Raw genomic sequence first — 25,909 nt, 5'->3', positions numbered from 1 at the left:
CGGCTCAACCGCCAGCTCACCGACCAGGGCGACGTCTCCTCGAACATGCAGGACGTCTTCCAGAACGTCATGCAACAGGGCAACACGTTCGGCGACTCCCCACGGAATCGCGCCGACTGGGCTGAGGACCTCGAGTTCGACCTCACCGACGCCCGCGAAGAGACGGTCGACTACCTCTGGTACGTCGGCGACTACCCCAGCTACGACGACCGGAACAAGCGAGTCGCCCGCTCGCTGGCGACCATCTTGCAGGAAGCCGACGTTAGCTTCGGCATCCTTTTCGAGGACGAGAAGTACGACGGCAACGACGTTCGCCGGGTGGGCGAGGAGTTCCTCTACGTCGAACTCGCGGGCCACCACGTCGAGACCTGGGAGGAGTGTGAGTTCGACACGATCGTCTGTACCGACCCTCACTCCTACAATACGTTCGCAAACGAGTATCCGGAGGTCGACTTCGCGGAGTTCGCCGACGACCCGATGATGCCCTTCGACTACACCGATCAGTGGAACGCGGACGGCGAAATCGACGTGCTCCACTGGACCCAGGCGGTCGAAGAATTAGTGCAGGACGGCCGGCTTGGCCTCGAGGGAACAGAACTCGAGTACACCGTCACCTACCACGACCCCTGTCACCTTGGGCGGTACAACGACGAGTACGAGGCCCCACGCGACCTCATCGAGGCCACCGGCTGTGACCTCTTCGAGATGCCGCGCAACCGCGCCGATTCCTTCTGTTGTGGCGGCGGTGGCGGCGGCCTCTGGATGGAGTTCGACGAAGAGCCCAAACCCAGCGAAGAGCGACTCCGGGAGGCACTCGAGGAGACCGACGCTGGGTCGGCAGTCGAGAAGTTCGTCGTCGCCTGCCCGATGTGCATGACGATGTACGAAGACGGCCGCAAGACCGGCGACTTCGAGGACGACCTCGAGATCGTCGACGTCGCCGAACTGATCGTCGAGGCACTCGAAACCGACGGCACCGTCGACGTGAATGAAGAACGTCGTAACCGATGATGAGCGGATTCCAAGCCTACAACTGACGAGCAGAAAGGATGATTTATATTGGCGTACCACTGTGTACCTACAATGCGATTCGTTAGATTCGACGACGACCGACTCGGTCTGTTGACGGACGACGACGGAATCGTCGACGTCACTGACCGCCTCGGACTCGAGACGAACGATCCACTAAAGGAGTACGCACAGAAGGGACTCGACGCGAGCGAGTACGAGAACAACGATCCAGAATACGACCGTGGCGACGTCCGCATCGAATCACCCATTCGGCGCCCGGGAAAAGTCATCGCCGCGCCGCTGAATTACGAGAACCACATTGAGGAGGCGCTGGCCGACACGGACATCGTCACCGACGAGTGGTTCACGATCGAGGACAAGGGGTACTTCCTGAAAGCTGCATCGAGCGTTGCCGGTCCTGAAGACGGGATCGAACTTCCGTTTACCGACCGACGGGTTGATCACGAAATCGAGCTTGCGTTCGTTATGGGTGAGGACGTCAAAGACATCGAACGTGACGACGTCTGGGATGCGATCCTCGGATATACGATCCTCCTCGACGTCTCCGTCCGTGGGGAACAAGATCGGTCGAACCGGAAGTCCTACGACACGTTTACGATCATTGGACCGTGTGTTGTGACGCGGGACGAGATCGACGATCCCCACGATCTCGAGATGGAGCTCAAACTCAACGGGGAAACCCGCCAACGAGAGAACACGAGCGACATGATATACAGTTGTGCCGACATCGTTGAGTACGCTTCGATCGGAGCGACGATCGAGGCGGGCGACGTCGTGACGACCGGAACGCCGGAAGGGGTAAGCGAGATCTCTGGTGGGGATACGATCGATGCCGAAATCGAGGGGATTGGTTCGATGATCGTCGACGTTAGCGATCGCGACCTCACGTTCGAGGATATCGACGTTCAAAAGAGTCAGCAAGGACGATAACACTATTTACCGAGCGCCCACACAGGGTGGACGTGAAACGACACGACGCCAAACGGATCGGGAGCGGCCTCTTGGCGCACGTACAGCCTGTTTTTTTGCTCCCGGCGGGAGCGATAGCGGTGTTCGGTGCGGTACTTGCCGATTACGTGTCGGTCGGGACGGCAATCGCCCACTGTTTCGCGGTTTGTCTTGCCGTGTACGTCGCCCATCTTAGGGACGGATATGTCGACTACTACGTAAGAAATGAAGATGATCAGAACCGACTCACACCGACTGAGATTCACGTCGCGATTGTTCTCTCGACGGCGGCGTTCGGTGGCTGTCTCGCGTACCTATGGCTCGTTTCGGGCACCCTTTCAGTCGTTCTGTCCACTCCGATTCTCGCTTTGGGATTGCTTCATGCGCCGTACCTGGATACGAACCCAGTAACGACGACCGTGAGTTATCCACTAGGAATTGCACTCGCGATGGCGGGCGGCTACGCCACCCAGACTGGAACGCTGACGACGGTCGTAATCGTCCTCGCCGGCGTCTTCTTTGTTCATCTGGCGGGAATTGGTATCCTGCTCGATCGCCTCGACTATCACGACGACCGACGACGTGGAAAGCGAACAGTTCCTGTCGTAGTCGGCGACGAACGGGCAGAAGTAGCCGCCTGGATGTTTGTCCTTGCGGGAAGCGGATTGCTTCTCCTTTCGAGTGTCGTCGAAATCGTTCCACAATCGTCCCAATACGCGGCCCTCATTCCCATTTCCGCCGTAGCGATCCGTGCTAGCCGCCGTATCGATCGGACCCACGCCGTCGTTCTATCAATCGGAACAATGTACCTCTTCGCAGCTGTATTGTTTTTTCTGGTTCGTCCATCAGAAGCGCCTACCGTGATCGTATTCCAATAAACGGACGCCTATTCCGATTCGCCCGCGCTCTCAAGCGCCGTTCGAAGGTCGTTGGGAACCGGTGTCGCGTGGTCGGCGCCGACGGGGACACAGACCCGAAATTCCGTCCCCCTGAATGCTACGTTCTCGTCGTGGAATGCCTGATAATCCAGTCGAACGCTCGAGTCGCCGACGTCGGTTGTCAGCTCGATCGTGACCTCGTCACCGCTTTGAAGTTGCTGTTCGAAATCGAAGTCCATGGAGACGACCGGGAGGCCAAGCTCGTGTTCATCGATCAGCTCCCAGTATGGCCACCCGATTGACTCCATGAACAGATCGGATGTATCGTGAATGGCATCGATCATCCGGGGATAGTGAGCGATTCCGAAGAGATCCGTGTCTGAAAACCCAACTTTCCACGTTCGTTCGAAAGTCATACTCCCAAAATCGGGATCGGTCGGAATAAATGTACCCCCGAACGTCTCCGCACAGGTAGCGTACGAAAATGGCCTCACGCAGACTGAACGATAGTTGCCACTGAACGTCCTTGCACACCTGATCGCCAGATGGATCGGCCCTCGGTGGATGAATCGTTTCAGTTGTTACTATAGAGCCGAATGGGAGGACGTTCAGCGACGAACAAACGATAGCTGGCTATTTCTAATAGTCATAAGACTGGGAGAAGGAGAAAAGTTTCAGATTGTAATAATATTGAATCGAGGGAACAGTCCACGGATATCCCGAAAACGTTGGCGTTGACAGGCCGGCGTGGATGCCGGCGCTTGTCCAACAGCATCTCGGTGAGACGTACGATGTCGAATACTCGATCCTGAGCGGTCGGAGAGTACTCAAAGAATCGGGGTCGAGGTATCAAAAACCTCGCCGTACAGTCGCTGAGTCTGTCGCTGATAAGCAAGAACTGTTCTGTGTGAATTACAAAAAGCGGCCGAAGATGGATGCCACGACAGTCTGTGTCGATCAAACCAAGAAATCTGTCCAAGTCGACCTGTGTACCGGTGGTGTCCCCGAACCACGCGGCCATCTGTCTATTATTCGGACAACGCGACTGAACGTATCTCTTAGTATCTGAACAATGCTACTGGACGGTCTCTTAGGCGCGATCACCGAGGACGGTGATCGCTTTTTCTCTCGATTTGAAGAGTACGTTACCGCCAATCACGCAAACATGTCTCTTACACATTATGAAAAGGGTTCGAAGATGATCTGATTATTGTATTGGATAAAGCGCCGTATTTTCGGACGCCGTCCGTCACGGGTCTAGCGACCCGCGACCACCTCGCCTTCGTGACATTGCCAGCGTACTCGCCAAAGCGAAGTCCGGTCGGAGAGCACTGGAGATGACTCCAGGCAGCACTCAGAAATCGCTTCTTTGACTCACGCAACGAGCTTACAACAGCGGTTGACACTGCTATTGAATCACCGTACCGAATATGATCGATTATTTTTACTATCAACTATAGGCAGTGTTTACTTACCACATCAATCTACACTGTCTAGATGAGTGTTTGAGGAACGAGCAGGTGATGGCGAGAAGTGCTCGTGCAACTCGCTACCCTGCTCAGAGAGAGCTTAGACGTGAATCGATACACTCTCGAGACGGAGCGACTGGACGAACGCCCCGCGGTGGTCGTCCGACCTCGTCGGTGTCGAGAGTCAGTCTCCGTCTCCACTGCCACTGAAATTGAATCCCGCCGATTCGAGGCTCTCTCGGAGCGTCTCGAGCACCGAGGGCCCGATGCCGTGTAACGCCTCGATCTCGGCTGGGTCCGCCCCGTCCAGCTGCTCGAGACGAGAGTAACCCGCTCCCGCCAGGGCCCGACGCGTCGGGGCGCTTACGCCTTCCGGGAAGTCGTCCCGAACGAGGGTGGCGATTTCGGTGGTCCACTCGGCTGGGTCCGGCTCTTCGGTCGGGTCCGTCCGGTAGTGTTCGTAACGCCCCGTCCAGACGGTCTTGCCGTTTTCGGTGCGACGGGCGAGTTCGTGTCCGTCCGCCTCGGCCCACGCCTCGAGCGCCGCGTGCTGGGCCTCGAGTTGGTCGGGGTGTCCCTCGTGTATCAGGACCGCGTACGTGCCATCGGGGATCGTTCCAGGTCGGACGCGGTCGTCGCCGGCGAGTCGGCCCTCGGTCGGAACGCCGACCACCAGTTCGAACGGGGTCGTCTCGTCGCCGATCACGTGGTACCGGTAGAACGGTGCACCGGCGAGAGGCACCTCACGCCGACCGAGCCACTCGAGGAGTTCGCCGACGAGGGCGTTCACCTCCCCCCACTCGGCCAACGTGGCCTCGATCGGGATCTCGACACACGGGCGTTCGCCGCGGTGCTCGAGGAACGGGTCCGCACCCGTCACGTCCCGGTCACTCCCGATTCGTCGAGGTACTCCTCGAGCTTCTCGAAGCTTCCGGTCCAGCCGAGTTCCATCCCGCCCAGGGCCTCCTCGACGGCCGGCGTCGCCGAGAGTACCTCCGCCTGGAGCGTGAGGTGGGTTCGGCCTCCCTCGTCCTCGAAGGAGACGGTGTTTCGTACCTCGAGTTGTGCTTTTCCGTCCTCGTCCTCGAAGGCGCGACTGAGCAATACGAGTCGGTCGGGTTCTTCCACCTCGAGGATCTCGCCGGCGTCGGGGTAGATGGTGCCGTCGGGCGCTTCCATGTCGATGTGGAAGGTACCGCCCGGTCGGACGTCCAGTTCACAGTGGGGAACGGTAAAGCCCTCGGGCCCCCACCACTCGGCCACCTGTTCGGGATCGGTCCAGGCCGCCCAGACCGTCTCCCGCGGCGCGTCGAACGTCCGCGTGATCGTCGTGTCGTACTGGCTCGGGTCGAACGTTGTGTCTTCGGTCATAATTTTCGTGTGTATTGTCGTCTTTTCCGGACTATTCGTCCGCGTTTCCGTACGGACAACCGCGGTCGACCGCGCCACCCGTCTCGAGGTGTGCATCGAACGTGCACTGGATCGTCTCGTTCGTATCGGACGGGCGGACCGTCGAATGTCGAGTCATCGTTCGTGACCCTCGTCGCTCGCCAGCGTTGTCGCCAGCGATTCGACCGCCGCGAGCCACCCCTCGGCGTGCAGATCGGTGGTCTCGCGATCCGGGAGCTTCTCGTGGGTGAACACGAGCTCGGTAGCGCCCTCGACGGATTCGAGGTCGACTGTGACCCGGCCGACGTACCACGTGTGGACGAGGCGTTCGGGCTCGACCACCTCGAGGAACTCGCCGTCGACGTCGTAGGAGTCGTCGTCGTCTCGCATGGTGATCGAGAACGAACCTCCGGGTTCAGCTTCGAGTGCGTGAATCTCTACGTCCATCAGGTTCGCGCCGTACCATCGCTTCATCTCGTCCGGGTCGGTCCAGGCCGCCCACACTGCCTCGCGCGGCGCATCGAACGTGCGTCGGATCGTCAGTGACGTGTCCGTCGCGTCGAGTACGGAACCCGCCGTTACGAGATCGGCCAGGCTCTCGAGGGAGTCGTTCCAGCCTGCGTTCGCGTCGGCGGGCGGGATCGCCTCGGGAATGTTCTCCTGGCGAACGGTGATCTCGGTGCCCCCGTCGACGGCCTCGAAGGTGACGGTCACCGTCATCTCGCCGGCCATCTCGGGGTCGTCGCTCTCGAACTCGTCGGTGTAGACGATCCGCTCGCCCCGAGAGAGTTCGCGGTAGGTCCCGCCGAAGGTCTGTTCGAAGTCGGCTCGTTCCTCGGTGTCGCCGTAGAATGTCATGCGGTACGTGCCGCCTCCCTCCGGCTCCAAGTGGTGGACCTCGCCAGTGTAGCCAGTTGGCGGGTACCACGCGGCGAGTTCCGCTGGGTCGAGAAACGCGTCGTAAACCCGCTCGGGCGGCGCCTCGAGAAAGCGGCTCACGGTTACGGTTCGAGCGTCGTTCGACGGAGCGTCCATCGTCGACCCATCCGCGAGCACCTCCGCTAGCTGATCGAGCATCCCCGTCCAGCCCTCGGCCGCGCCGTCGGGTACCGGGCCGGGGAATTCCTGGGTAATGACGACCGCTGTTCCACCGTCGACCTCGCGGAACTCGTAGGTGAGCCGAAGTTCACCTGCCTCGGTCTCCTCGCCCGAGACGAGTCGCTCGTACTCGACCACCTCGATGTAGTACCCTTCGTTGACGATACGCTGGTCGTTATTCGTCCAGATGACACTCATTTCGCCGCCAGGTTCTCGCTCGTTTACCCGAACCTCGGCGGTCATCCCCTCGGGAACGAACCACTGCTCGAGTTCGTCGGGGTCGGTAAACGTTCGCCACACGCGCTCGCGTGGCGCGTCGAACGTTCGTCGAACGATCAGTCGGTCGTCGCGTGATTCGGTAACAGCGTCGTGGTTTGTCGTATCATCCATCATCGGCCTGGTCCTCCAGATGGTCCTCGAGTGCGTCGAATCGGTCCTCCCAGAAGACGCGGTACCGGGTGAGCCAGCCGAAGGCGTCACTCAACGGGGCGGCGTCCAGATGACACCGACGGACGCGTCCATCCTTCTCGACGTCGATGAGTCCCGCCTCCTCTAGAACCTGCAGGTGCTTCGAAACTGCCGCCAGGGAGATATCGTGTGGCTCGGCCAGGTCGCCAACGCGCTCCGGTCCGCCGGCTAACTGCTCGATGAGTTCCCGCCGAGTCGGGTGCGCCAGCGCTCCGAAGATCGCGTCGAGATCGAGGTCGTTCGGCTCTCGTTCAACCATCCAGTTGAACGTATGCCGGGCTATTATTTAACCTTTTAGTTTAATAATAGGTCGCTCTCGAGCGGGGTACTGTCAGTCGTGCTGGTCAAAACGCGACCGCCCACTCGCTACTCGAGGAACTCCGTCATCGCCGCTTCAGCACGCTTCTTCCGCCGTCGGCGTTCAGCCACCGAAATTTCTTCGACACCCTCGGGAACCTCGCGGTCGTAGCTGTCGTAGTAGCCCTCCGGGACGACCCAATCGTTGTAGTAGTCGGGACGGGCGTCCCGAATCAGCGTCAGGGCGACGTCGGCGCCGTTGCCAGCGTTGACGATCGCCTGGTGGTTGGTACTCGTGATCCGACCAGCGGCGTAGACGCCGTCGCAGTCGGTCCGGCCGTCCGTGTCGGTCGGAACGACCATCACCGGGCCGGGCTCTTCGGGTTCGCGGGTCACGGGCAGAGACTCGAGGAACTCGGTTCGCGCCCAGGAGGCGACGACGACGCGGTCGGCGACGACGGTTCGTTCCTCGGTCTCGAGGACGAACGCGCGATCGGCGTCGCTAGAGGTCGTATCGTCTGTATCGGACTCGATCTGCCCGTTCTCAGGGTCGAACGCCCGGAGGGCGGTTACACCCTCCCGGTTGACGTCGCAGCCGACTTCGCGTGCGTGCTCGCGGGCCAACTCGAGAAACTGAGACGGCTGGATCCCGAAGGGAAAGCCGAGGTAATTCTCGAGGTGAGCCGATTTCAGCAGGGACGACCGGTCGTGTTCGAACAGAACCGTCTCCAGGTCTGCGCGGGCGGTAAAGACGGCCGCCGAACAGCCGGCGGGGCCGCCGCCGATGACGGCGACGTCGTACGCTGGATAGTCAGGAAACGACGCGTCTGCGGGTCGCGTAGTCGAGTTGAGAGTCGTCATTTGTGATCAACTGTGAGGTGGTCTGTGGGCGATGATGGATCTGGAACTCCGCTCGCGGCGGTCAGCAACTGTCTCGTGTAAGCCGTCTCGGGGGCGGTACAGACCGCCGCAGTGGAACCGGTCTCGACGATACGGCCGTCGCGCATGACGACGATACGGTCGGCGAGGTGGCTCACGACGCCGAGATCGTGGCTCACGAGAACGAACGCACACGCTAACCGATCCTGTAGTTCCATCAATAGGTTACAGACTCGGGCGCGAACGGAGACGTCGAGCGCGGCAGTGGGCTCGTCGAGAACGACCAGTGCGGGTTCGAGGGCGATCGCTCTGGCGAGGGCGATTCGCTGGCACTGACCGCCGGAGAGCTGGTCGGGACGGCGGTCAGCGTGGCGGCTATCGAGGCCGACGAGGGTGAGAAGTTCCCGGATCCGTTCCTCGCGGCGAGTCGGCTCCCAGCCCGCCTCGACGAGCGGTTCCTCGATCGCGATGCCCACCCGCTGGCGCGGGTCGAGACTCGAGCGCGGATGCTGGAAGAGCCGACCGATCGAGACGACCTGTTCGCGAGAGCGATCGGCGAGAGCCTCGACTGGCTCGTCATCCAGCCTAACGCTCCCGCCGGTCGGCGCGTCGAGTCCGGTGACGAGGTCGATTACGGTCGACTTGCCGGCACCGCTCTCACCAACGATTCCGAGGGTTTCACCCGCCACGACCGACAGCGAGACGTCGTCGACAGCGTCCGTGTAGCGATCGGTCCCTCGGAGACGGGCGAGCCAGGAATCGTCGACGGGATAGCGCTTCGAGACGCCCTCGAGTTCGAGTATCGATTCTCCCGAGTCGGTCACCGCCCCGCCGTCGACGGAGACAGCGGGAGACTGGGAACCATCCGACGTGGCGCCCTCAGGTTCCATCCCTCCAGTACCACCGGTTGCAGTGTCTCCGTCAGTGGGTGCCGATACAGGTCCCGGCGTTGCGATCGCGTCGAGTTCACCGCAACTGACGCATCCGTCGTCGCCGAGATCAACAGTAGGAGGCGCCGCCGACCGACATGCGTCGGTCGCGTGGCGACAGCGCGGTTCGAAGGGACAGCCCGCCGTCTCGGTCGTGGGATCGGGCACCGAGCCGTCGACCGTTGGCAGGGGCTCACCAGGGACGGCGCCCTCGAGTTGGCACGCGAGCAGAGCCCCGGTGTAAGGGTGATGCGGGGTCGACAGTACGCGCTCGGCGGGGCCGGCTTCCATCGTTCGGCCGGCGTAGGCGACCACGACGCGATCACAGCGCTCGCCGACGATCCCAAGGTCGTGACTGACGAGTAGCGTCGCGAGGCCACGTTCCGAGACCAGGCCGTCGAGCAGGTCGAGGACCTCCACCCGTGTCGTCGCGTCGAGGGCCGTCGTCGGCTCGTCGGCCAGCAACAGGTCGGGGTCCGACGCCAGCGCCAGCGCCAGCGAGACGCGCTGGGCTTCACCGCCGCTCAGTTCGTGCGGGTAGCGATCCAGAAAGTCGGACCCTGTGAGACCGACGTCCTCGAGGAGCGCCACGGCGCGATCCCGCCGACCGGAATCGGCGTCGCGGCTCACGACTCGTCCCAGGCCGAGATCGAAGCCGGCGACCGATCGGAGCGACCGGTCGGCGGGCCGGTCGACGAGGCGGAGCGTCTCTCGCAGATGCGAACCCACGGTTCGAGTGGGAGTAAGTGTCGCCGCCGGGTCCTGGAACACCGTCGAGATCCTGGTCGCGCGCAGGCGTCGCAGGAAGTCGGCCGGTGCCGTCCGCAGGTCGGTGCCGTCGAACGCGATGGTTCCCTCGACCCGCACGTCGTCGCCGTGGAGGCCAGCGACCGCGCGAACGGCGGCGGACTTGCCACAGCCGCTCTCGCCGACGAGACCGACGACCTCCCCAGACTGGACCGACAGCGAGAGGCCGTCGACGGCCCGAACCGGCTCGTCTGCCCCCTCGAACTGCACCCGGAGATGCTGGACGTCGAGGAGCGGCTCAGTCACGGCGGGCCACCCCGGCTCGGGCGTCGTCGGTTCGGTCGGTCGGGTCAAGCGCGTCTCGCAGGCCATCACCCAGCAGGTTCGAGCCCAACACTGCGAGGACGATCGCCAGGCCGGGTGCGTTCACCAGCCACGAGGCCTCGCGCAGGTGATGGCGACCGGTCGAGAGCATCGTCCCCCACTCCGGCGCCGGTGGCTGGGCGCCAAGCCCCAGAAAGGAGAGGCCGGCCGCGGCGAGGATCACGCCGCCGAGGTCGAGCGTCGCGAGGACGACCACGGGTCCGGCAACGTTCGGGAGCACGTGCCGGCGAATCACCCGTCGTCGGGGCGCGCCCGTCAGTCGTGAGGCGGCGACGAACGGCCGTTCGCGCAGTTCGAGGACGCTCGAGCGGACGACCCTCGCGTACCGCGTCCAGCCGACGACGGCGAGCGCGAGCACGAGGTTGGTCAGACTCGGTCCCAAGATCCCCGCGACGACGAGCGCGAGGACGATGCCGGGAAAAGCGAGCAGGACGTCGACTACCCGCATCAGCGCCTCGTCGACCCAGCCGCCGACGTAGCCGGCGACGAGGCCGACGACCACCCCGATCGTCAGCCGGACGACGGTGACGAGAACGGCGATGCCGAGAGTGAGACGGGCGCCGTAGACCACTCTGGTTGCGACGTCCCGGCCCAGCTGATCGGTTCCGAGCGGATGGGCGAGTGAGGGTGCTTGCAACTGGCTCTCGAGGTTCTGAGTGGTTGGATCGTACGGCGTCAGGAACGGCCCGACGATCGCGAGGACGGCGAGAGCTGTCACGACGATCCCCCCTGCGACCGCCGAGGGGTTTCGGCGGAGGGCGAGCACCGTCGGGTGTGCGAAATACTCCCGGCGGACAACGCGGTGGGCCGATCGGAGTCGCGTGACGCTCACGCGCCACCACCCCCCAGTGAAACGCGCGGATCGAGGTGTTGGTACGCGAGGTCCGTCCCCAGATTGACGACGACGAAGCAGATCCCAATTAGCAACGTCACGCCCTGAATGACCGGGAAATCCCGTGCGAAAACGGCGTCGACGAGTAGCATTCCGAGACCGGGTCGCTGGAAGACGATCTCGACGACGACCGCACCGCCGAGGACGTAGCCGAGTTGCAGGCCGATCATCGTGACGACCGGAAGCAGTGCAGTCCGCAGGGCGTGGGCGACGACGACCGCACGCTCGGGCAAACCGCGAGCCCTGGCCGCATCGACGTAGGGCTCCTCCAGGGTTTCCAGCAGCGACGAACGGACGAGGCGCGTGAGCACGGCGGCCATTCCGGTCCCGAGCGTGACCGCGGGCAAGACGAGGTGACCCATGGTGCCCGCCCCGTAGACGGGAAAGACACCCAGATGGAGTGCACCGCCGATGATGAGCAGGTAGCCGAGCCAGAAGTTCGGCATCGAGACGCCAAGCAGTGCGATTACCTGACTCGTGTAGTCGAGCCACGTTCCGCGGTAGACGGCACTCACCACGCCCGCCGGGATCGAGACGGCGACGGCCACCAGAATCGACGCACCAGCGAGTTCGATCGTGTTCGGCAGGGACGCGACGAGGAGGTCGAGCACCGGGCCGTCGCCGTAGTACGACCGGCCGAGGTCACCCTGAAGGACGTCGGCCATCCAGTGGAGATACTGTAGCGGAATCGGATCGTCGAGTCCCGCCTCGGCACGGAATTCCTGGACGGCTGTCTCGGAAGGCTGTTGGCCCTGGCGCTCGGCAAGGACGGTCCGAGCCGGGTCGCCGGGTGTGAGGTGAACCAGGCTGTAGGTGATGACCGTGACGCCAAAGAGCACGACGACGGAACTCCCGAAGCGACGGAGGAGGTATTGCATCGATCAAGACCACCGGTTTCGGCCGCCGTCCAATCGACCGTCGGCCGGAAAGAGTTTTCTCGGCGTCCCGTCGGCTCGATCCCAGGCGAACGCGCCGGCGAAAATCCCACAGAGAGAGTGAACGCCCTCGACGGTCGGGTCGAGGCGGTCGTCGAGTCGACCACCGACCAACGAGACGGACGGTGTGGTGCCCTCGAGTGACCACCGAGAGAGTACACTGTGCCCGATGTCCTGCGTCCACGAGATCACGTGGTCCGACGCGACCATACTTACTCTCCCCGTTCGAGTTCGGTGAAGTCAGTGAGTTTGTCGATCGGATGGAGCTCCGGCGCGGGAAGCGAGGCCCGCCGCGCCAGGACGTACTCGAGGTAGTAAAGCGGGATCACGACGCCCTTCTCGACGACGCGCTCTTGAACCTCGCCGTAGAGATCGGCCTTCCGATCCGCCGATTCGGCGAAGTACCCTTCCTCGATGAGGTCGTCGACCTCGCCGCCGAGGTTCATGATGCCGGTTCCCTCCGACTCGTAGAGCTGTTGGTTGTCGCTCCCTTCGGAGTGGAAGACGGCGCGGATGAGGTAGTCCGAAGCCGCGGAGTTCGAGCCGAAGGCGACGATCGAGACGTGAGCCTCGCCGTCGGTGAACGTCTCGTAGAACGCGGCGGATTCGACGCTTCGGATCTCGCTCTCGACGTCGATTTCCGCAAACCAGTTCTGGAGAACCTCCGCGACGGCACGGTCGTCCGGCTCGCTCCCGTCGATCAGGATCGTCAGCGTCTCGCCGTCGTAACTCGATTCGGCGACGAGTTCGCGAGCGCGGTCGCGGTCTGGCCCCATCTCCGGAAGGTCGTCGTGGGCCGCCCACGGAATCTCCGGCGAGATGGGGCCGCGGGCGGGATCACCGACGCCTTCCAGGACCGTCTCGACGAGTTGCTCCTGGTCGACGGCGTAACACAGCGCCCGTCGAAGCACCTCGTCGTTCGTCGGTTCCTTGTAGATGTTGACGCCGCCGAAGCAGGTCCGCGGCGTTCGCTGGGTATCGACTGCCGTTTCGGTGCTGTCCTCGAGGCGGCCGACGTCGCTTCGGGGTGGATCGATCGCCAGATCGACTTCGCCGCTTTCCAGGGCCGTCGTCCGCGTCGTTCCGTCGTCGACGATATCGAACGCGAGACGTTCCGTGGCCGGGGTGTCGTCCCAGTGGTCCTCGTACGGCTCGAGCGTAACGTCGTTGCCGTCGCGGTCGGCGAGTTGGAACGGACCCGTTCCCAGGGCGATACCCGCGTCTTGGTCGGTGTCCGGGTGGATGATGCCGAAGTAATTGTGAGAGATCGTCCCCGGAAGCGCCGGAAACGGCTCGGTCGTCTCGATCTCGACTGCGTGATCGTCGACCGCTGTCACCCCGCCAGTGGCGACGTTGATCCAGCCGGTGGCATCCCAGTGGTCGATCAGCGCATCGAACGAAGAGACCACTGCGTCAGCCGTAAAGGCCGATCCGTCGTGGAAGGTGACGCCCTCGCGCAGGTCGAATCGCCACGTCGACTCGTCTTCCCGTTCCCAATCGGTCGCCAGCATCGGCGCCGGCTCCATTTCTCGGGTCGTCCCCACGAGCGGTTCGAAAACGTTCGTGTAGTAGGGGATGACGCCACCGTAGGGTTGCCACTCCCCGTCCTGAGTCGCCTCGGATCGGGCGACCGTGATCGTCTCGATCCCATCGTCCAACGGGGAATCGTCACTGAGACAGCCCGCTAGGGACGCAATACCCACACCGATACCGCCAAGAACCGTCCGTCGCGTCGAGTGTTGCACCATATTATTATAAACCTATATCAACTTAATAAATTTTGCTAACTTAAGGTCGTGTAGTATTTTGTCGGTCCTCAGAGACGGATGTCTCCACCTATTCAGCCATCGAGCGTCGCTTTCAACCATCGTCTCGTCGACCTACTGACTGAGGACAAATAAACTTGTATAATCACAATCTCACTTGTTTATGGTGGCGGTTACAGTATCGGCCACCGAATTCGGAAAATAGGAAGGATGGACCTTCTGGTGATCCGCCCGCAGGACGATAGCCGATCGACTCAAGGACGGTTTGCAGTCGACCACCAATAGTATCGACTGACAGACGTTTCGCTGTGGCCCGAACCTCGAATCGTTCGAAAATGCGTGCTAATATTTCCAAACCATCACTTGAATACACAGTATATGAAGTCGTTACTTCCGCACTAATCAGTCGGGAAAGCTGTCTACGATTGGGTGGAGACGGACGAACTACAGCCGGCCGACGGTACGATCCGAACCACGTTGTGATCGGCGAGACAAAATCGAGATCAACAGCCAGCAGTTCTGGCCGTACACCGCTGTCGATCCCGAAATCAACAACATTCAATATCGCGGGTGGCTCCGACTGCAACGGAATCAATCGACAGATTCTGAGGAAATTTCATGAGAAGCGCGGTTTGGAGCGTGCGCGGTTCGGAGCGAACGAAGTCGTTCGAACGACCGACGGTCGTTCGTGATGACGAAAATCTTCGATTTTCGAACCATGAGCGAGAACCGCGGAACGGCGAACGGGAAGCAACGCGACCCGTGAGCCAATGGAGTGAGTGAGAACTTCGGCTTCGTTCCATTCGGCGTGGAGAGTAGCGTGGGACCAACACATAAATTTAATTTCAATATCACCTATGCCATCACATTCCGTCATCTTCAAACACGACGGTCTAGCGACCACTATAACGTGGTTGCAAACCTTCACCGTCCGGTAAAACTCACTACGTGATACACGCTAGTTTCGTTCTCGGAAACGTTAAGGGATAGCTGTAACAAACATCTTGGCTATGACGACAGGGGCAAAAACGGAGACGATCGAAGCAACGGTTCGCTCGTTTTCGGTATTGAACGTATTGATCGACAGTCCACAGCCCGTCGGAGTCACCGAAATCGCAGCGCAAACGGAGATGACGAAAAGTACGGTGTACAAACATCTGAATACACTCGTTGTGCTTGGATACGTCGAGAAGGTCAACAGCCAGTACAAACCCTCGATCCGGTTTCTGGACTGTGCGAGACGAGTCCAGTGGAACGACAACCTCATTCAGGCCGTCCGGGAACCTGTCGATGAACTCGCCGAGATGGCAAACGAACTCGCCGGGTTCGTAATCGAAAGGAGCGGTGTCGCCATCGATATTTACTGTGCAGACCGGTACTACAGCGGTACCTTCCCCGCATACAACACCAGACACTTACACTGTAGTGCCGCAGGAAAGGCAATTCTTGCCGAGCTATCTGAAGAACGAATTAGTTCGATAGTTGATGAAACGCCGTCGTTGACCGAGCACACGATCTCCGATCGCGATACCCTTCAGGTGGAGCTCGACCGCATTCGGGAGCGAGGATTCTCACTCGACCGTCAAGAGCAATTTTCGAACGTGAACAGCGTTGCTGTCAGCGTACAAACTCGTTCGTTCGTTGGATCTGTCTACGTCTCCGGCCAAGCCAACGAACTGTCAGGAAAACGGTTTGAAGAGAACATTCCCGGTCTTTTGCTTAGTGTTGAGCGCGCTCTCGTTTCGACACTCGAGTGATCGAATACGAAGGAAATAGTTAAAAGCTAATGATTACATTGTACTCAACGCACAATGGAATTGTTAGCAATCGTTGCACATCCAGATGACGCTGACATCTTCTGTGGTGGCACACTTGCAAAACACGCCGACCGCGGCGACACCGTGACGATCGCCCACATGACCAGAGGGGAGTACGGCGGGTTCGACACCGACGAAGCGACCGTCGCGGAAACGCGAGAAAAAGAGACACGACGATCCGGGAACGAACTCGGCGCGACCGACGTCACATTTCTCGGGTTCGAGGACGGACGGATCGAATATTCTCTCGAGGACCGTCTCGAAATCGTCGAAACGATTCGTGCACACGACCCGGACGTAATCCTGACTCACTTCCGCGACGACATGCATCCGGACCACAGGGCAACGTCACGGCTCGTCACGGATGCGTACTACATGGCGTCGCTCCCGCTCGTCGATACCGAACACGATCCGTGCGACCCGGATAACGTGTACTTCTTCGGGAAGCCGACGTCGTCGTTCGAACCGACGACGTTCGTCGATATTTCGGGCTACGAAGATCGAAAAGCCGCTGCAATCGACCACCACGAATCACAGGTGGAGTTTCTCCAAGAACACGGCGGGATCGACGCGGAGTTTGACAACCTGATCGACGGCGTCGCCGCGGAGGACGCGACTCTCGGAAAACGAACCGGTGTGGCGAGCGCCGAAGGATTCGTCCCGCTTCACGACCAGGCATGCGACTATCTCGAGTAGGCAGGGTTCCGTAATCGATCCACTCCGCGCACAACTCGAGCCAAATTTCCACGAGTTTCCCACATCCAGATATTGTAGACACATCCGGACCGATAGAACAACTGATCCGGGTTGCAGTACGGATTTACGATACTAGCCACTGCAAGTCATTGCACACCTGATCGCCAGACAGTTCGGCGATCAGTGTGTACATCGTTGCAGTTGTTACTATAGCGCAACCACTCTGGGTCGCGGTTGCATCGGAACTGACGGACAACAGATCGTATGAAACTGATTGTACGTCGTACGCACGCTCCGCTCACGAGCCACGTCGTTTCGGTCCGCGATCGCTTGTGCGTACTCCGTTCCGATCCACGCTTGCGCGACACAGCCTGGTGGTCGGTGACCGCCAGCGGCTACGGGGCCGTCTGCTGACCCCCTCGTTTCGATACTCGAAGTATTCGCGCGGTGTCAGGCGTCGTCTGACTCGGTGGATGGCGAGGAATCTTGGAACGGCCGACATCGTTTCGGTGTGGGAAATCCAGTACAGAAAGAGCAGATATTTACAATAGTATGGTCGTAAACATTCCCTGATGAGTATTGCGGAAGTCGGCTCAGATGTCGGAATGTTTCGCTGTCCGAAACCAGACGTCGACCGGGAGAGAGCGGACAGGGCGAACGAAGACGTGCCACACTCGAACAGTTCGAGACGGGTTACTGGTGCGAGACACTGGCCGTGAGAAACAGTGATCGTGTTTCTGTAAGCGAAACAATTGGTGAGCGCTAGCCGGTACACTACTCGGCACGCGCCGGGACCGGTCGCGCAGTCGGTTCCGCTATCGCAGTCGTTGAAACGATACACCCCGCTTGCACTCGAGTCGACAACAGGTGTCGTGCCGGCCGCTGAGCTACGAGCGAGGGTGTTGTGACGGGGAGTGACGACGATCGAGCGTACACCGCGGTCCCCGACGGATCGAATGAGGGGAGCGTTCTCCAGCGAGCAGAGAGCCGTCGGCAGAAGCTACCATTCGGCGATGCTTCCGTCCTCGTGGCGCCAGATCGGATTCGACCAATCGAGGTCTTGGCGCGATCGTTCACGCACCGCTGATTCGTCGATCTCGAGACCCAGACCCGGACCGTTTAGGGGAGTGAGATAGCCGTCGACGAACTCGAAGACAGAGGAGTCGTGCAAGTAGTGATTTGCTGCACTTTTCGGCGCTGGGTAGATGTCGAATCCGTGGTCTTGGACCAACAGATTCGGGATGTACGTACTCACCTGCAACGACGCGGCGAGTGCGATCGGTCCAAGCGGACAGTTTGGCGCAACGGCAACGTCGTGGGCCTCTGCCATCGCGGCAAGCCTAACGAGCTCGGAAATACCACCCGCGTGGGAGACGTCCGGTTGAATCACGTCGACGCCTCCCCGCTGGAACAGCGGTTTGAAATCCCACCTGGAGTAAAGCCGCTCACCTGTCGCTAACGGAACGTTAGTTCGCGATTCGAGATCCGGGAGATACTCCAGGTTCTCCGGGAGAAGCGGCTCTTCGACGAACAACGGATCGAACTCCTCGAGGGAAGCGATGACTCGTTTTGCAAGCGACTTCGAAATTCGTCCGCGAAAGTCGACGACGATATCCATTTGGTCGCCGATGACGTCGCGAACGTGTGCGACGCGCTCGGTGATCTCGTCGACGGCACCTGGCGGTTCGAGGTGACGCATCTGATTCGATGCATCCATTTTGAGTGCGGTGTACCCCGCGTCCGAGAGTTGCTTCGCTTCCGTTCCGATCTCCGAAATTCGGTCGCCGCCGATCCACTGATAGACGCGAATCCGCTCCCGGGTCTGTCCGCCGAGTAGCGTGTAAATCGGGACGTCGAAGCTTTTTCCTTTAATGTCCCAGAGGGCCTGGTCGATGCCAGCGATCGCACTCATCAAGACCGGCCCTCCCCTGTAGAAACAGCCCCGGTACATCGCCTGCCAGTGATCTTCGATGTTGTGCGGATCTTTTCCGACGAGATATCCATTCATTACCTCTTCGACTGCCGTTCGAACGGTTTGGGCCCGGCCTTCGACGATCGGCTCACCCCACCCAGCGATGCCAGCATCGGTCTCGATCTTCAGAAACAGCCAGCGCGGCGGGACTTCGAACAGTTCGTAATCGGTGATTTGCATAACAGATCTGTTCGTGATCGGTTGGTATATATTCACCCGGTGGTGACGGCGATCGATCGTGTTGATACCATCGAACCGTGGAAGAGTTTTTGGAAACAGTTATGTATAATGTGTCACAATACGTGGTCGAGGTTTCGCTATGAGAGAGCATACTCGCCGGAAAGTGCTTACAACGACTGGTGCGGTAAGCGCGTTCAGTCTTGCAGGGTGTATCAGTGATGGGAACGGTGACGGGACCACGATCCAAACGCAGTATATGGACGCTCCCGGTGCCGAAGAATACTTCGAAGAACACGCCGAGATCTTCGAAGAGGAAACGGGAATTCACGTCGAGTTCGAGTTCGTCGGGTGGGGTGAGGCCCAGGAGCGGCTGTTGAGCAATATAACGAGCCAGACGGGCCCGGACGTCCAAGAGATCGCGTCGACGTGGATTCCGGAGCAAGCTGATGCGGGCGGATGGATGGACCTCGAGTCCGACGAGGTCGTCGATCACGTTCCGGACACCAGCATGTTCGAGGAGGGGGCGATGGACGTTGCAACGTTCCAGGGGGATCTCGTTGGTATCCCGTGGTTTTGGGGCCCGCGTGCGTGGCAACAGATCGACGAAGCAGTCGATAACGGTGACGTCGCCGGACACCCCGACGACTGGGACGACCTCGTCGATCAGGCGCAAACGTACGACGACGACAACAACTTCTTCGCGCTGATGGGGTCTGACTTCGAGCCCATGCGGAACTTCGCGATGTTCCTCTGGCAAAGCGGCGGACAGTTGCTCAGCGACGACCTCTCCGAACCCGCGTTCCACAACGAGGAGGGGATCCAGGCACTCGAGTTCTACGCCGATCTGTATCGAGAGTACGACGTGCTTCCATCGGAGACCGTCGAGTGGGGCGCGGCCGATATCAACGGCGCGTTTGCGGGTGGACAGATGGCCAGTACGGTCGACGCTCTCGGAACGGTCGGCGCGTACGAAGAAGAAGACGGACACTCGCTCGACGATCTCTCGATCTCCGCCCCGCCAGTCGGCCCAGACGGCGACGGCGGCACGTTCTTTGGCATGGAACTCCTCGGCATCCACCCGTGGACCGACGAACCCGAAGCGGCCGCACAGTGGATCGATTACCTGTTGGGAGCCGGGCCCAACGCCGAGATCGCGAGTACGGTCGGGTTCCTCCCGACCAATCCCGACGGGTTCGATACCGAATACTTCGATCACGACCTCTACCAGGCGTTCAACGACGAAGTCTTCCCAGTCGCACAGACGTACCCGCAGGTGCTCGGCTGGGGAGAGATCGAAGGCGAACTCAACAGTGTCGTCGCGGAGGTAATCCAAAACGCCGTTACCGGCGACCTCGAGGACGGCGACGTCGAAGACGCGCTCAACGACGCCGCCGAGGTCGCACATCAGACGTTGTAATCGAAACGAACGTATCATCCCGACGGGATCGAACTGTGAGGGTGTGAGGGCGGGCTGAATTCGGGTCGCCGACGATCAGCCGACGACGCCATTTCCCGGACGACAGCAGTTACGCGCACTCACATCTCGATCGCTTTCCCGAGAGCGAAAAGCATTAGTCCAACTCAACCAAGATAACTGTTATGGCGAGCACGACGAGACAATTCCGAAGACACCTAGCCGAGTTACAACTCGGGGACTATCTCCCGTTTTACAATCGGCTATCCGACGAGCAACGCTTCGCATACAAGCTCCTCGCACCGGGGCTTGCGATGATGTGTATTATCCACTTTCTCCCGATTATCTGGGGAACGCTGATCAGTGTGATGGGCGTCGACTCGAGTCACGCCCAGCAGTGGCACACGGCGCCGTTCGTCGGGCTCGAGAACTACCTCTACGTGCTCGATCCGCGGACCGTCATCGGTGGGCGGTTCTGGTTCTCGATCCGTCAGACGGTCATCTTCGCGGTCGGATCGCTCGTGGTGACGTACGTCCTCGGGTTGACGGCGGCGCTGATACTCAATCAGCAATTCAAAGGACGGTTCGTGGCTCGTACCCTGTTGTTGCTCCCGTGGGTCGCGCCGGTCGTCGTCACGTTGCTCATCTGGCGGATGATGTTCCAACAGCAAAGCGGAATTATCAACAACATTCTGCTCTCGATTGGACTCATCAACGAGCCAATCTACTGGCTAATCGGTGACAACACCATTTGGACGCTGATACTCACTCACTCCTGGACGCAGTTTCCACTGGTCATGATCATGTTGTACGCCGGCCTCCAGAGCATTCCCCAACAGTTGTACGAAGCGGCGGCGATCGACGGGGCCAGCCGATGGCAGAAGTTCCGATACGTCACCTTTCCACAGCTGAAGCCGGTTTCAGCGGTCGTCGTGTTGCTCGTAATGTTGTGGACGATGATCAACTTCACCGCACCGTTCGTCCTGTTGGGTGCACAGCCGCCACAGGCTGGCCAGGTTGGGATCCTGTTCATCTACGATTTCGCCTTCTCGAACTACCAGTTCGGACGGGGGGCCGCGATGAGCGTGATTCTCTTTCTCATCGCGATGACGATGGCGATGATCTACTACAAGTATCTGTTTGACGACGACTTCACGGAGGACGACGGATGATTCCCGAAGAACTACGACTCTCGGCGGCGGCGAAAGATCGGCTGTTTGGACTGCTCGTGAAGGGTGTACTCGGTAGTCTGTTGTTGTACGCCCTGTTCCCCATCTACTGGATGGTCATCTCGAGTTTCCGAACCCGAACGGAGATCACGGCCGCGGACCCCCAACTGCTTCCGGTCGAACTCGCGGAGATTCCAGCTATCGTTCGGGATCCGACACTCCTGTTGGATGTTCTTCACTACGAGAACTACGTCACGATGTGGGGTCGGTTCCCGGTATTGGATTACTTCATCAACAGCCTCGTCATCGCCACGACGACGACCGTATTCGCTCTCGTCGTCGGCTGTCTGGGCGGATACGCCTTCTCGAAGTACCGGTTCCCCGGAAAGGGTGCCATCGGCGGTGCCCTGCTCGGGACCCAGATGATACCGGGAATCCTCATTTTGCTCCCGATGTACCTGCTTTTCATCTGGGTCCAGACCAACGTCGGACTCCCGATGGTCCACACCTACCACGGAATCATCTTCGTCTACACGACGTTCACCGTTCCGGTCGCCATCTGGATGCTCAGGGGCTTTTTCGACACGATTCCCGATTCGGTCGAGGAGGCGGCGAGGGTAGACGGCTGTTCGCGCATTCAGGCGCTCGTCCGAATTATTCTTCCAATGGCCGCACCGGGGATCGCGGCGACCGGGATGTTCGTCTTCCTCGTCGCGTTCAACGAGGTGCTGTTCGCATCGATTCTCGCGGACCGTGCCGTGACCCCGTTCGCGATCGGCATCCAGAGCTTCGAGACCCAGACGACGGCGTACTGGGGCGAGATGATGGCGGCGTCGACCGTGGCGACGGCACCGATTCTCCTCCTGTTCGTCCTCTTCCAGAAACCGATCGTCGAAGGGCTGACCGAGGGGAGCGTCAAACAGTAGTTTCGACTCGACGTTTTCTTCCGGTTCGCCTCGATCGTATGGCCCACATTAGATAGTTATAAATACCTGCAAAGACCAGATGACGGCAAATGGCACGTGTTGTCATAGACGCTTTGACGAAGGAGTACGACTCTCCAGGCGGTTCGATCCTGGCGGTCGACGAACTCAACCTCGAGATCGAAGATGGGGAATTCGTCGTCTTCGTCGGTCCGTCGGGGTGTGGAAAGTCGACGACGCTCCGGTGTATCGCCGGCCTCGAGACGGTGACCGACGGTGCGCTTCGCTTCGACGACGAGGACGTAACGGATCAGAAACCGAAAGAGCGGGACATCGCGATGGTGTTTCAGAACTACGCGCTGTACCCGCACATGACCGCCCGGGAGAACATGTCGTTTGGTTTGAAGATGTCGACGGATCTCCCGACAGACGAGATCGAGGAACGGGTCGAAGAAACCGCGGAGATGATGGGCATCGAAGCGTTGCTGGCGGACAAACCGAAGGCGCTCTCGGGCGGACAACAACAGCGGGTCGCGCTCGGTCGAGCGATCGTCCGAGATCCGGAGGTCTTCCTGATGGACGAGCCGCTGTCGAACCTCGACGCCAAACTTCGAGCACAGATGCGGACCGAACTCCAACAGTTACAGAGCGAACTGGACGTGACGACGGTGTACGTCACACACGACCAGACCGAAGCGATGACGATGGGCGATCGGATCGTCGTCCTCAACGGTGGTCAGTTACAGCAGGTCGGAACCCCCCTCGAGTGTTACCACCGGCCCGCCAACAGGTTCGTCGCGGGATTCCTGGGATCGCCGCCCATGAATTTCCTCGAGGTCGACGTCGACCTGGAGAAGGAGGTCCTTTCGAACTCGGCGTTTTCGCTCCCAATTCCGGAATCAGCCGTCGACGACGTCGGCGGATCGAAGCTGACGCTTGGCATTCGACCGGAACACGTCTCGCTCGTCGGCTCCCCGGAGACCCACGCCGAACCCGATCACCTGATCGAGGCTGAAGTTACCGTCACCGAGCCGATGGGTGACGTAACGAACGTCTATCTCGACGTAGGCGGGGAGTCACTAACGCTTACCTCCAACGAGCGCCTCGGCGTTAGCGGCGGCGACAGGATGCACGTCCACGTCCCGGCGGCAAAGATGCACCTGTTCGATGCCGAAACCGGGGAGGCGATCAAACACAGCGACGAACCGATCGATCCGGCACGGATCCCTGGACCCAGCGGCCACGCCGAAATGGCGTAAGTTCTCGACACCGCCACGAGGTGCGTTCGTCGAGCCGACGCCGTAGACAACCCGATAGCGGTGGGGCCCCGAGACGGCTTCACTGCAGACGACTTCTCGAGTTGCGGATTTATCGATCTCTCGAGTTGTGGACTCGCCGGACGGCCGACCGCCGGTTCTGGTCAGATGCGGATTGCTGTACCTGTGTATCGGCGAAACCCCTTGTGGATCGTGGTTTCGACGGGACTGACGTACTGCAGTCCGTACGAGACAGAACGTTGTGCTTTGGTACCGATGATCGCTAGCCCTGTTCGAGCAATCACCGGTAAAACGTTACAGCAAGCCGTCTGAGAGGTGGATCGAGCGGATCGTACCGATGAGCGAGAGTACTCGGTGAGTTCTCTTCGCGACAAATCGACCCTCGACAGACTGTTTGCGGTCCAATCACTATACAGCGTCTGAATAAATCCACCTAAAATATCCGTTAGTATTTTATATAGAGAGTATAGAGATGATTACAGTCACGATCGATCGTGACTTTCCGGTTCGAAAAACTGGAATTGAGGGTTGACAACCATGAAACGAACACGTCGAAACGTTTTGAGTAACGCAACGAGACTGTCCGCACTGCTGGCCGCGGTTGGGGCAAGCGGAGTAGCCGCGGCACAGGAGTATCCAGCGTGGGACCCCGACGCCGTCTACACCGACGGTGATCGCGTCGTCCACGACGGCTACGTCTGGGAAGCCCAGTGGTGGACCCAAGGCGACGAGCCCGGAGCCAGCGAGTGGGGCCCCTGGGAAGAGATCGAAGAGCACGACGACGATGACGAGGACGAAGACGGACCGACCGCCCGGTTTACGGTCAGCGACCAGTTCCCGGATCCCGGCGACGAAATCGAGTTCGACGCCGCCGACTCCGATGGCGAGATCGAATCCTACGAGTGGGAGTTTGGCGATGGCACCGAAGCGAGCGGCGAGGTCGTCACGCACACGTTCGAGGAGGGCCAATACGACGTGACGCTGACCGTCGAAAACGCTGACGGTGAGACCGATACCGATTCGATCAGGATTACGGCGGGTCGCCCGTCGTCGGACGAAAAGCGCGTCGTCGCGTACTACCGCCAGTGGGCGCAGTACGACCGCGACTTCGTGCCGGCGGACATCCCGTACGACCAGGTCACCCACGTCCAGTACGCGTTCGCCCGTCCCGAATCCGACGGGTCGGTCAACCTCGTTGGCGACTCCCACGGCCAACAGGCGTTCTGGGCCGAGGAAGACTGGCAAGGTGTCGAGGGCGGCACCTTCGCCGAATTCGCCGCCGAACGCGACGACACCAAGTTCGTCCTGTCGATCGGCGGCTGGGGCGACTCGCGGTACTTCTCCGATGCGGCACTGACCCAGGAGAACAGAGAGCGCTTCGCCGAGGACTGTATCGAGTGGATCGAGCGAGGCAACTTAGACGGTATCGACATCGACTGGGAGTTCCCCGGCGGTGGCGGCTGTACCGCTGACGACGCCGATGAACCCGCCAGCGTCTGCCCGAGCGGTGGCAACAATGTCCGGGAGGGAGACCAGGAGCGCTTTACCCTGCTTTGCGAGACGGTGCGCGAGCGCCTGGACGACCACGCCCAGGAGATCGGTCGCGACGAGCCCTACGAGCTTACCGCGGCCGTCTCGGCCAATCCAGACGTCGTCGAAGGCGTCGAGGACGGCAACGACGGACTCGAGCACGAGAAGCTCTCGGACCTGCTGGATTTCATTCTGGTGATGACGTTCGATTACGCCGGAGTGTGGTCCGAGACGACCCGTCATCACGCCCCGCTGCGGTCGAGCCCGGACGATCCGTTCGACGAAGCCGACAGCTGGAACGCCGAGTACGCACTCGAGTACTGGGAAGAACAGGGCTGGGACCCCGACCAGCTCAACATGGCCGTCCCGTTCTACGGCCGGAGCTGGGACGACGTTCAGCCGCCAGAGGGAGAGTTCGGAACCGGTGAAAACGACGGCCTCTTCCAGGAGTACGAGGGTGAAGGAGCCGACGCCAGCATGGACGGCTCCTACCCGTCAGCTCCCGGCAGTCCCGGCTCCCAGCTTGGCGGTGTCTTCGAGTGGTACGACCTCGAGGGCGACGGCCGCGACGGAAGCAACTCCGTCGACCTGGATAGCTCCGACTGGGCGGTCCACTTCGACGAGGACGCGGTCGCCGCCTGGGCCTGGAACGAAAGCAGCGGTGAGATGATCAGCTACGAATCCGAGGAGTCGATGGCCGCGAAGATGCAGTGGCTCCAGCAGTCACCCTACGGTGGGACGATGCTGTGGGCGATCGGCGGAGACACCTACGAGGGCGATCTCATCGGAACGCTCTGGAACAACCTCAACGAGTGAGCAA

23 protein-coding genes and 1 pseudogene are annotated in these 25,909 nt (G+C 60.5%); 11 read left to right on the top strand and 13 right to left on the bottom strand.

The window, feature by feature from the left end; genetic code table 11:
* The 3 genes from AB7C87_RS23780 to AB7C87_RS23770 all read left to right on the top strand — a co-directional run.
* Positions 1–1,011 (top strand): (Fe-S)-binding protein (locus tag AB7C87_RS23780; RefSeq protein ID WP_369732022.1); only part of this gene is annotated, 1,011 nt, incomplete at its 5' end.
* 72 nt (positions 1,012–1,083) lie between these two features.
* On the top strand, positions 1,084–1,962 hold the full coding sequence (locus AB7C87_RS23775) for a fumarylacetoacetate hydrolase family protein (protein WP_369732021.1): 879 nt from the start codon (positions 1,084–1,086) through the stop codon (positions 1,960–1,962).
* Between the two features lie 32 nt (positions 1,963–1,994).
* Entirely contained in the window at positions 1,995–2,858 is an 864-nt protein-coding gene (locus tag AB7C87_RS23770; protein WP_369732020.1) for a UbiA family prenyltransferase, read from the top strand.
* Positions 2,859–2,866: 8 nt separating this feature from the next.
* Here the strand turns inward: AB7C87_RS23770 and AB7C87_RS23765 are convergent, their stop codons facing one another.
* The gene (locus AB7C87_RS23765) at positions 2,867–3,274 is read right to left on the bottom strand and encodes an acyl-CoA thioesterase (protein ID WP_369732019.1); all 408 of its coding nucleotides are present in this window, start codon (positions 3,272–3,274) and stop codon (positions 2,867–2,869) included.
* Positions 3,275–3,490: 216 nt separating this feature from the next.
* Between AB7C87_RS23765 and AB7C87_RS23760 the strand changes: the two are divergent.
* Positions 3,491–4,318 (top strand): annotated as a pseudogene (locus AB7C87_RS23760) (IS630 family transposase); the annotation flags it as partial.
* 193 nt (positions 4,319–4,511) lie between these two features.
* Here the strand turns inward: AB7C87_RS23760 and AB7C87_RS23755 are convergent.
* From AB7C87_RS23755 to AB7C87_RS23705, 11 genes are all read right to left on the bottom strand, one after another.
* Entirely contained in the window at positions 4,512–5,207 is a 696-nt protein-coding gene (locus tag AB7C87_RS23755) for a GyrI-like domain-containing protein (RefSeq protein ID WP_369732018.1), read from the bottom strand.
* A complete protein-coding gene (locus AB7C87_RS23750) occupies positions 5,204–5,698 on the bottom strand; it encodes an SRPBCC family protein (RefSeq protein WP_369732017.1) in 495 nt (164 codons plus the stop codon). Before AB7C87_RS23750 ends, AB7C87_RS23755 begins: the two co-directional genes overlap by 4 nt.
* 31 nt (positions 5,699–5,729) lie before the next feature.
* Positions 5,730–5,855: a hypothetical protein gene (locus tag AB7C87_RS23745; protein WP_369732016.1), complete on the bottom strand. Its 126-nt coding sequence runs from the start codon at positions 5,853–5,855 to the stop codon at positions 5,730–5,732.
* The gene (locus tag AB7C87_RS23740) at positions 5,852–7,204 is read right to left on the bottom strand and encodes an SRPBCC domain-containing protein (protein WP_369732015.1); all 1,353 of its coding nucleotides are present in this window, start codon (positions 7,202–7,204) and stop codon (positions 5,852–5,854) included. The genes AB7C87_RS23745 and AB7C87_RS23740 overlap by 4 nt, the downstream gene beginning before the upstream one ends.
* The gene (locus AB7C87_RS23735) at positions 7,197–7,541 is read right to left on the bottom strand and encodes an ArsR/SmtB family transcription factor (RefSeq protein ID WP_369732014.1); all 345 of its coding nucleotides are present in this window, start codon (positions 7,539–7,541) and stop codon (positions 7,197–7,199) included. The genes AB7C87_RS23740 and AB7C87_RS23735 overlap by 8 nt, the downstream gene beginning before the upstream one ends.
* A 107-nt stretch (positions 7,542–7,648) precedes the next feature.
* Positions 7,649–8,440 (bottom strand): NAD(P)/FAD-dependent oxidoreductase, encoded by a 792-nt coding sequence (locus tag AB7C87_RS23730; RefSeq protein WP_369732013.1) that lies wholly within the window; start codon positions 8,438–8,440, stop codon positions 7,649–7,651.
* Entirely contained in the window at positions 8,437–10,440 is a 2,004-nt protein-coding gene (locus AB7C87_RS23725; RefSeq protein ID WP_369732012.1) for a dipeptide ABC transporter ATP-binding protein, read from the bottom strand. Before AB7C87_RS23725 ends, AB7C87_RS23730 begins: the two co-directional genes overlap by 4 nt.
* A complete protein-coding gene (gene nikC / locus AB7C87_RS23720; protein WP_369732023.1) occupies positions 10,433–11,284 on the bottom strand; it encodes a nickel transporter permease in 852 nt (283 codons plus the stop codon). Before nikC ends, AB7C87_RS23725 begins: the two co-directional genes overlap by 8 nt.
* 62 nt (positions 11,285–11,346) lie before the next feature.
* Positions 11,347–12,288 carry a nickel ABC transporter permease gene (nikB, locus tag AB7C87_RS23715; protein ID WP_369732011.1) on the bottom strand — a complete coding sequence of 314 codons (942 nt, stop codon included), beginning with the start codon at positions 12,286–12,288 and terminating at the stop codon, positions 11,347–11,349.
* 3 nt (positions 12,289–12,291) lie between these two features.
* Positions 12,292–12,555, bottom strand: coding sequence for a hypothetical protein (locus AB7C87_RS23710; protein WP_369732010.1), 264 nt, complete (start codon positions 12,553–12,555; stop codon positions 12,292–12,294).
* Positions 12,556–12,557: 2 nt separating this feature from the next.
* Complete coding sequence (locus tag AB7C87_RS23705; protein WP_369732009.1) at positions 12,558–14,093, bottom strand: ABC transporter substrate-binding protein; 1,536 nt, start codon at positions 14,091–14,093, stop codon at positions 12,558–12,560.
* A 1,028-nt stretch (positions 14,094–15,121) separates the two neighbouring features.
* On the opposite strand from AB7C87_RS23705, the gene AB7C87_RS23700 reads away from it, so the two are divergent.
* Together AB7C87_RS23700 and AB7C87_RS23695 are read left to right on the top strand one after the other, a co-directional pair.
* On the top strand, positions 15,122–15,868 hold the full coding sequence (locus AB7C87_RS23700; protein ID WP_369732008.1) for an IclR family transcriptional regulator: 747 nt from the start codon (positions 15,122–15,124) through the stop codon (positions 15,866–15,868).
* A 54-nt stretch (positions 15,869–15,922) separates the two neighbouring features.
* Positions 15,923–16,624 carry a PIG-L deacetylase family protein gene (locus AB7C87_RS23695; RefSeq protein WP_369732007.1) on the top strand — a complete coding sequence of 234 codons (702 nt, stop codon included), beginning with the start codon at positions 15,923–15,925 and terminating at the stop codon, positions 16,622–16,624.
* Positions 16,625–17,624: 1,000 nt separating this feature from the next.
* On the opposite strand, the gene dgoD is transcribed toward AB7C87_RS23695, so the two are convergent.
* Positions 17,625–18,776 carry a galactonate dehydratase gene (gene dgoD / locus AB7C87_RS23690; RefSeq protein ID WP_369732006.1) on the bottom strand — a complete coding sequence of 384 codons (1,152 nt, stop codon included), beginning with the start codon at positions 18,774–18,776 and terminating at the stop codon, positions 17,625–17,627.
* A 256-nt stretch (positions 18,777–19,032) separates the two neighbouring features.
* Between dgoD and AB7C87_RS23685 the strand changes: the two genes are divergently transcribed.
* The 5 genes from AB7C87_RS23685 to AB7C87_RS23665 all read left to right on the top strand — a co-directional run bounded on the left by AB7C87_RS23685 (position 19,033) and on the right by AB7C87_RS23665 (position 25,905).
* Positions 19,033–20,193 carry an extracellular solute-binding protein gene (locus AB7C87_RS23685; protein ID WP_369732005.1) on the top strand — a complete coding sequence of 387 codons (1,161 nt, stop codon included), beginning with the start codon at positions 19,033–19,035 and terminating at the stop codon, positions 20,191–20,193.
* 182 nt (positions 20,194–20,375) lie between these two features.
* Positions 20,376–21,362, top strand: coding sequence for a carbohydrate ABC transporter permease (locus AB7C87_RS23680; RefSeq protein WP_369732004.1), 987 nt, complete (start codon positions 20,376–20,378; stop codon positions 21,360–21,362).
* Positions 21,359–22,285, top strand: a complete 927-nt coding sequence (locus AB7C87_RS23675; RefSeq protein WP_369732003.1) for a carbohydrate ABC transporter permease — start codon at positions 21,359–21,361, stop codon at positions 22,283–22,285. The genes AB7C87_RS23680 and AB7C87_RS23675 overlap by 4 nt, the downstream gene beginning before the upstream one ends.
* An 89-nt stretch (positions 22,286–22,374) precedes the next feature.
* Positions 22,375–23,541 carry an ABC transporter ATP-binding protein gene (locus AB7C87_RS23670; protein WP_369732002.1) on the top strand — a complete coding sequence of 389 codons (1,167 nt, stop codon included), beginning with the start codon at positions 22,375–22,377 and terminating at the stop codon, positions 23,539–23,541.
* Between the two features lie 555 nt (positions 23,542–24,096).
* Entirely contained in the window at positions 24,097–25,905 is a 1,809-nt protein-coding gene (locus AB7C87_RS23665) for a glycosyl hydrolase family 18 protein (protein WP_369732001.1), read from the top strand.
* Positions 25,906–25,909 lie beyond the last annotated feature (4 nt).

Source organism: Natrarchaeobius versutus, assembly GCF_041205745.1.
GTDB classification, from domain to species: Archaea; Halobacteriota; Halobacteria; order Halobacteriales; family Natrialbaceae; genus Natrarchaeobius; species Natrarchaeobius versutus.
Note: the sequence above shows the minus strand (reverse complement) of the source record. Positions and strands in the feature narration are given on the sequence as shown.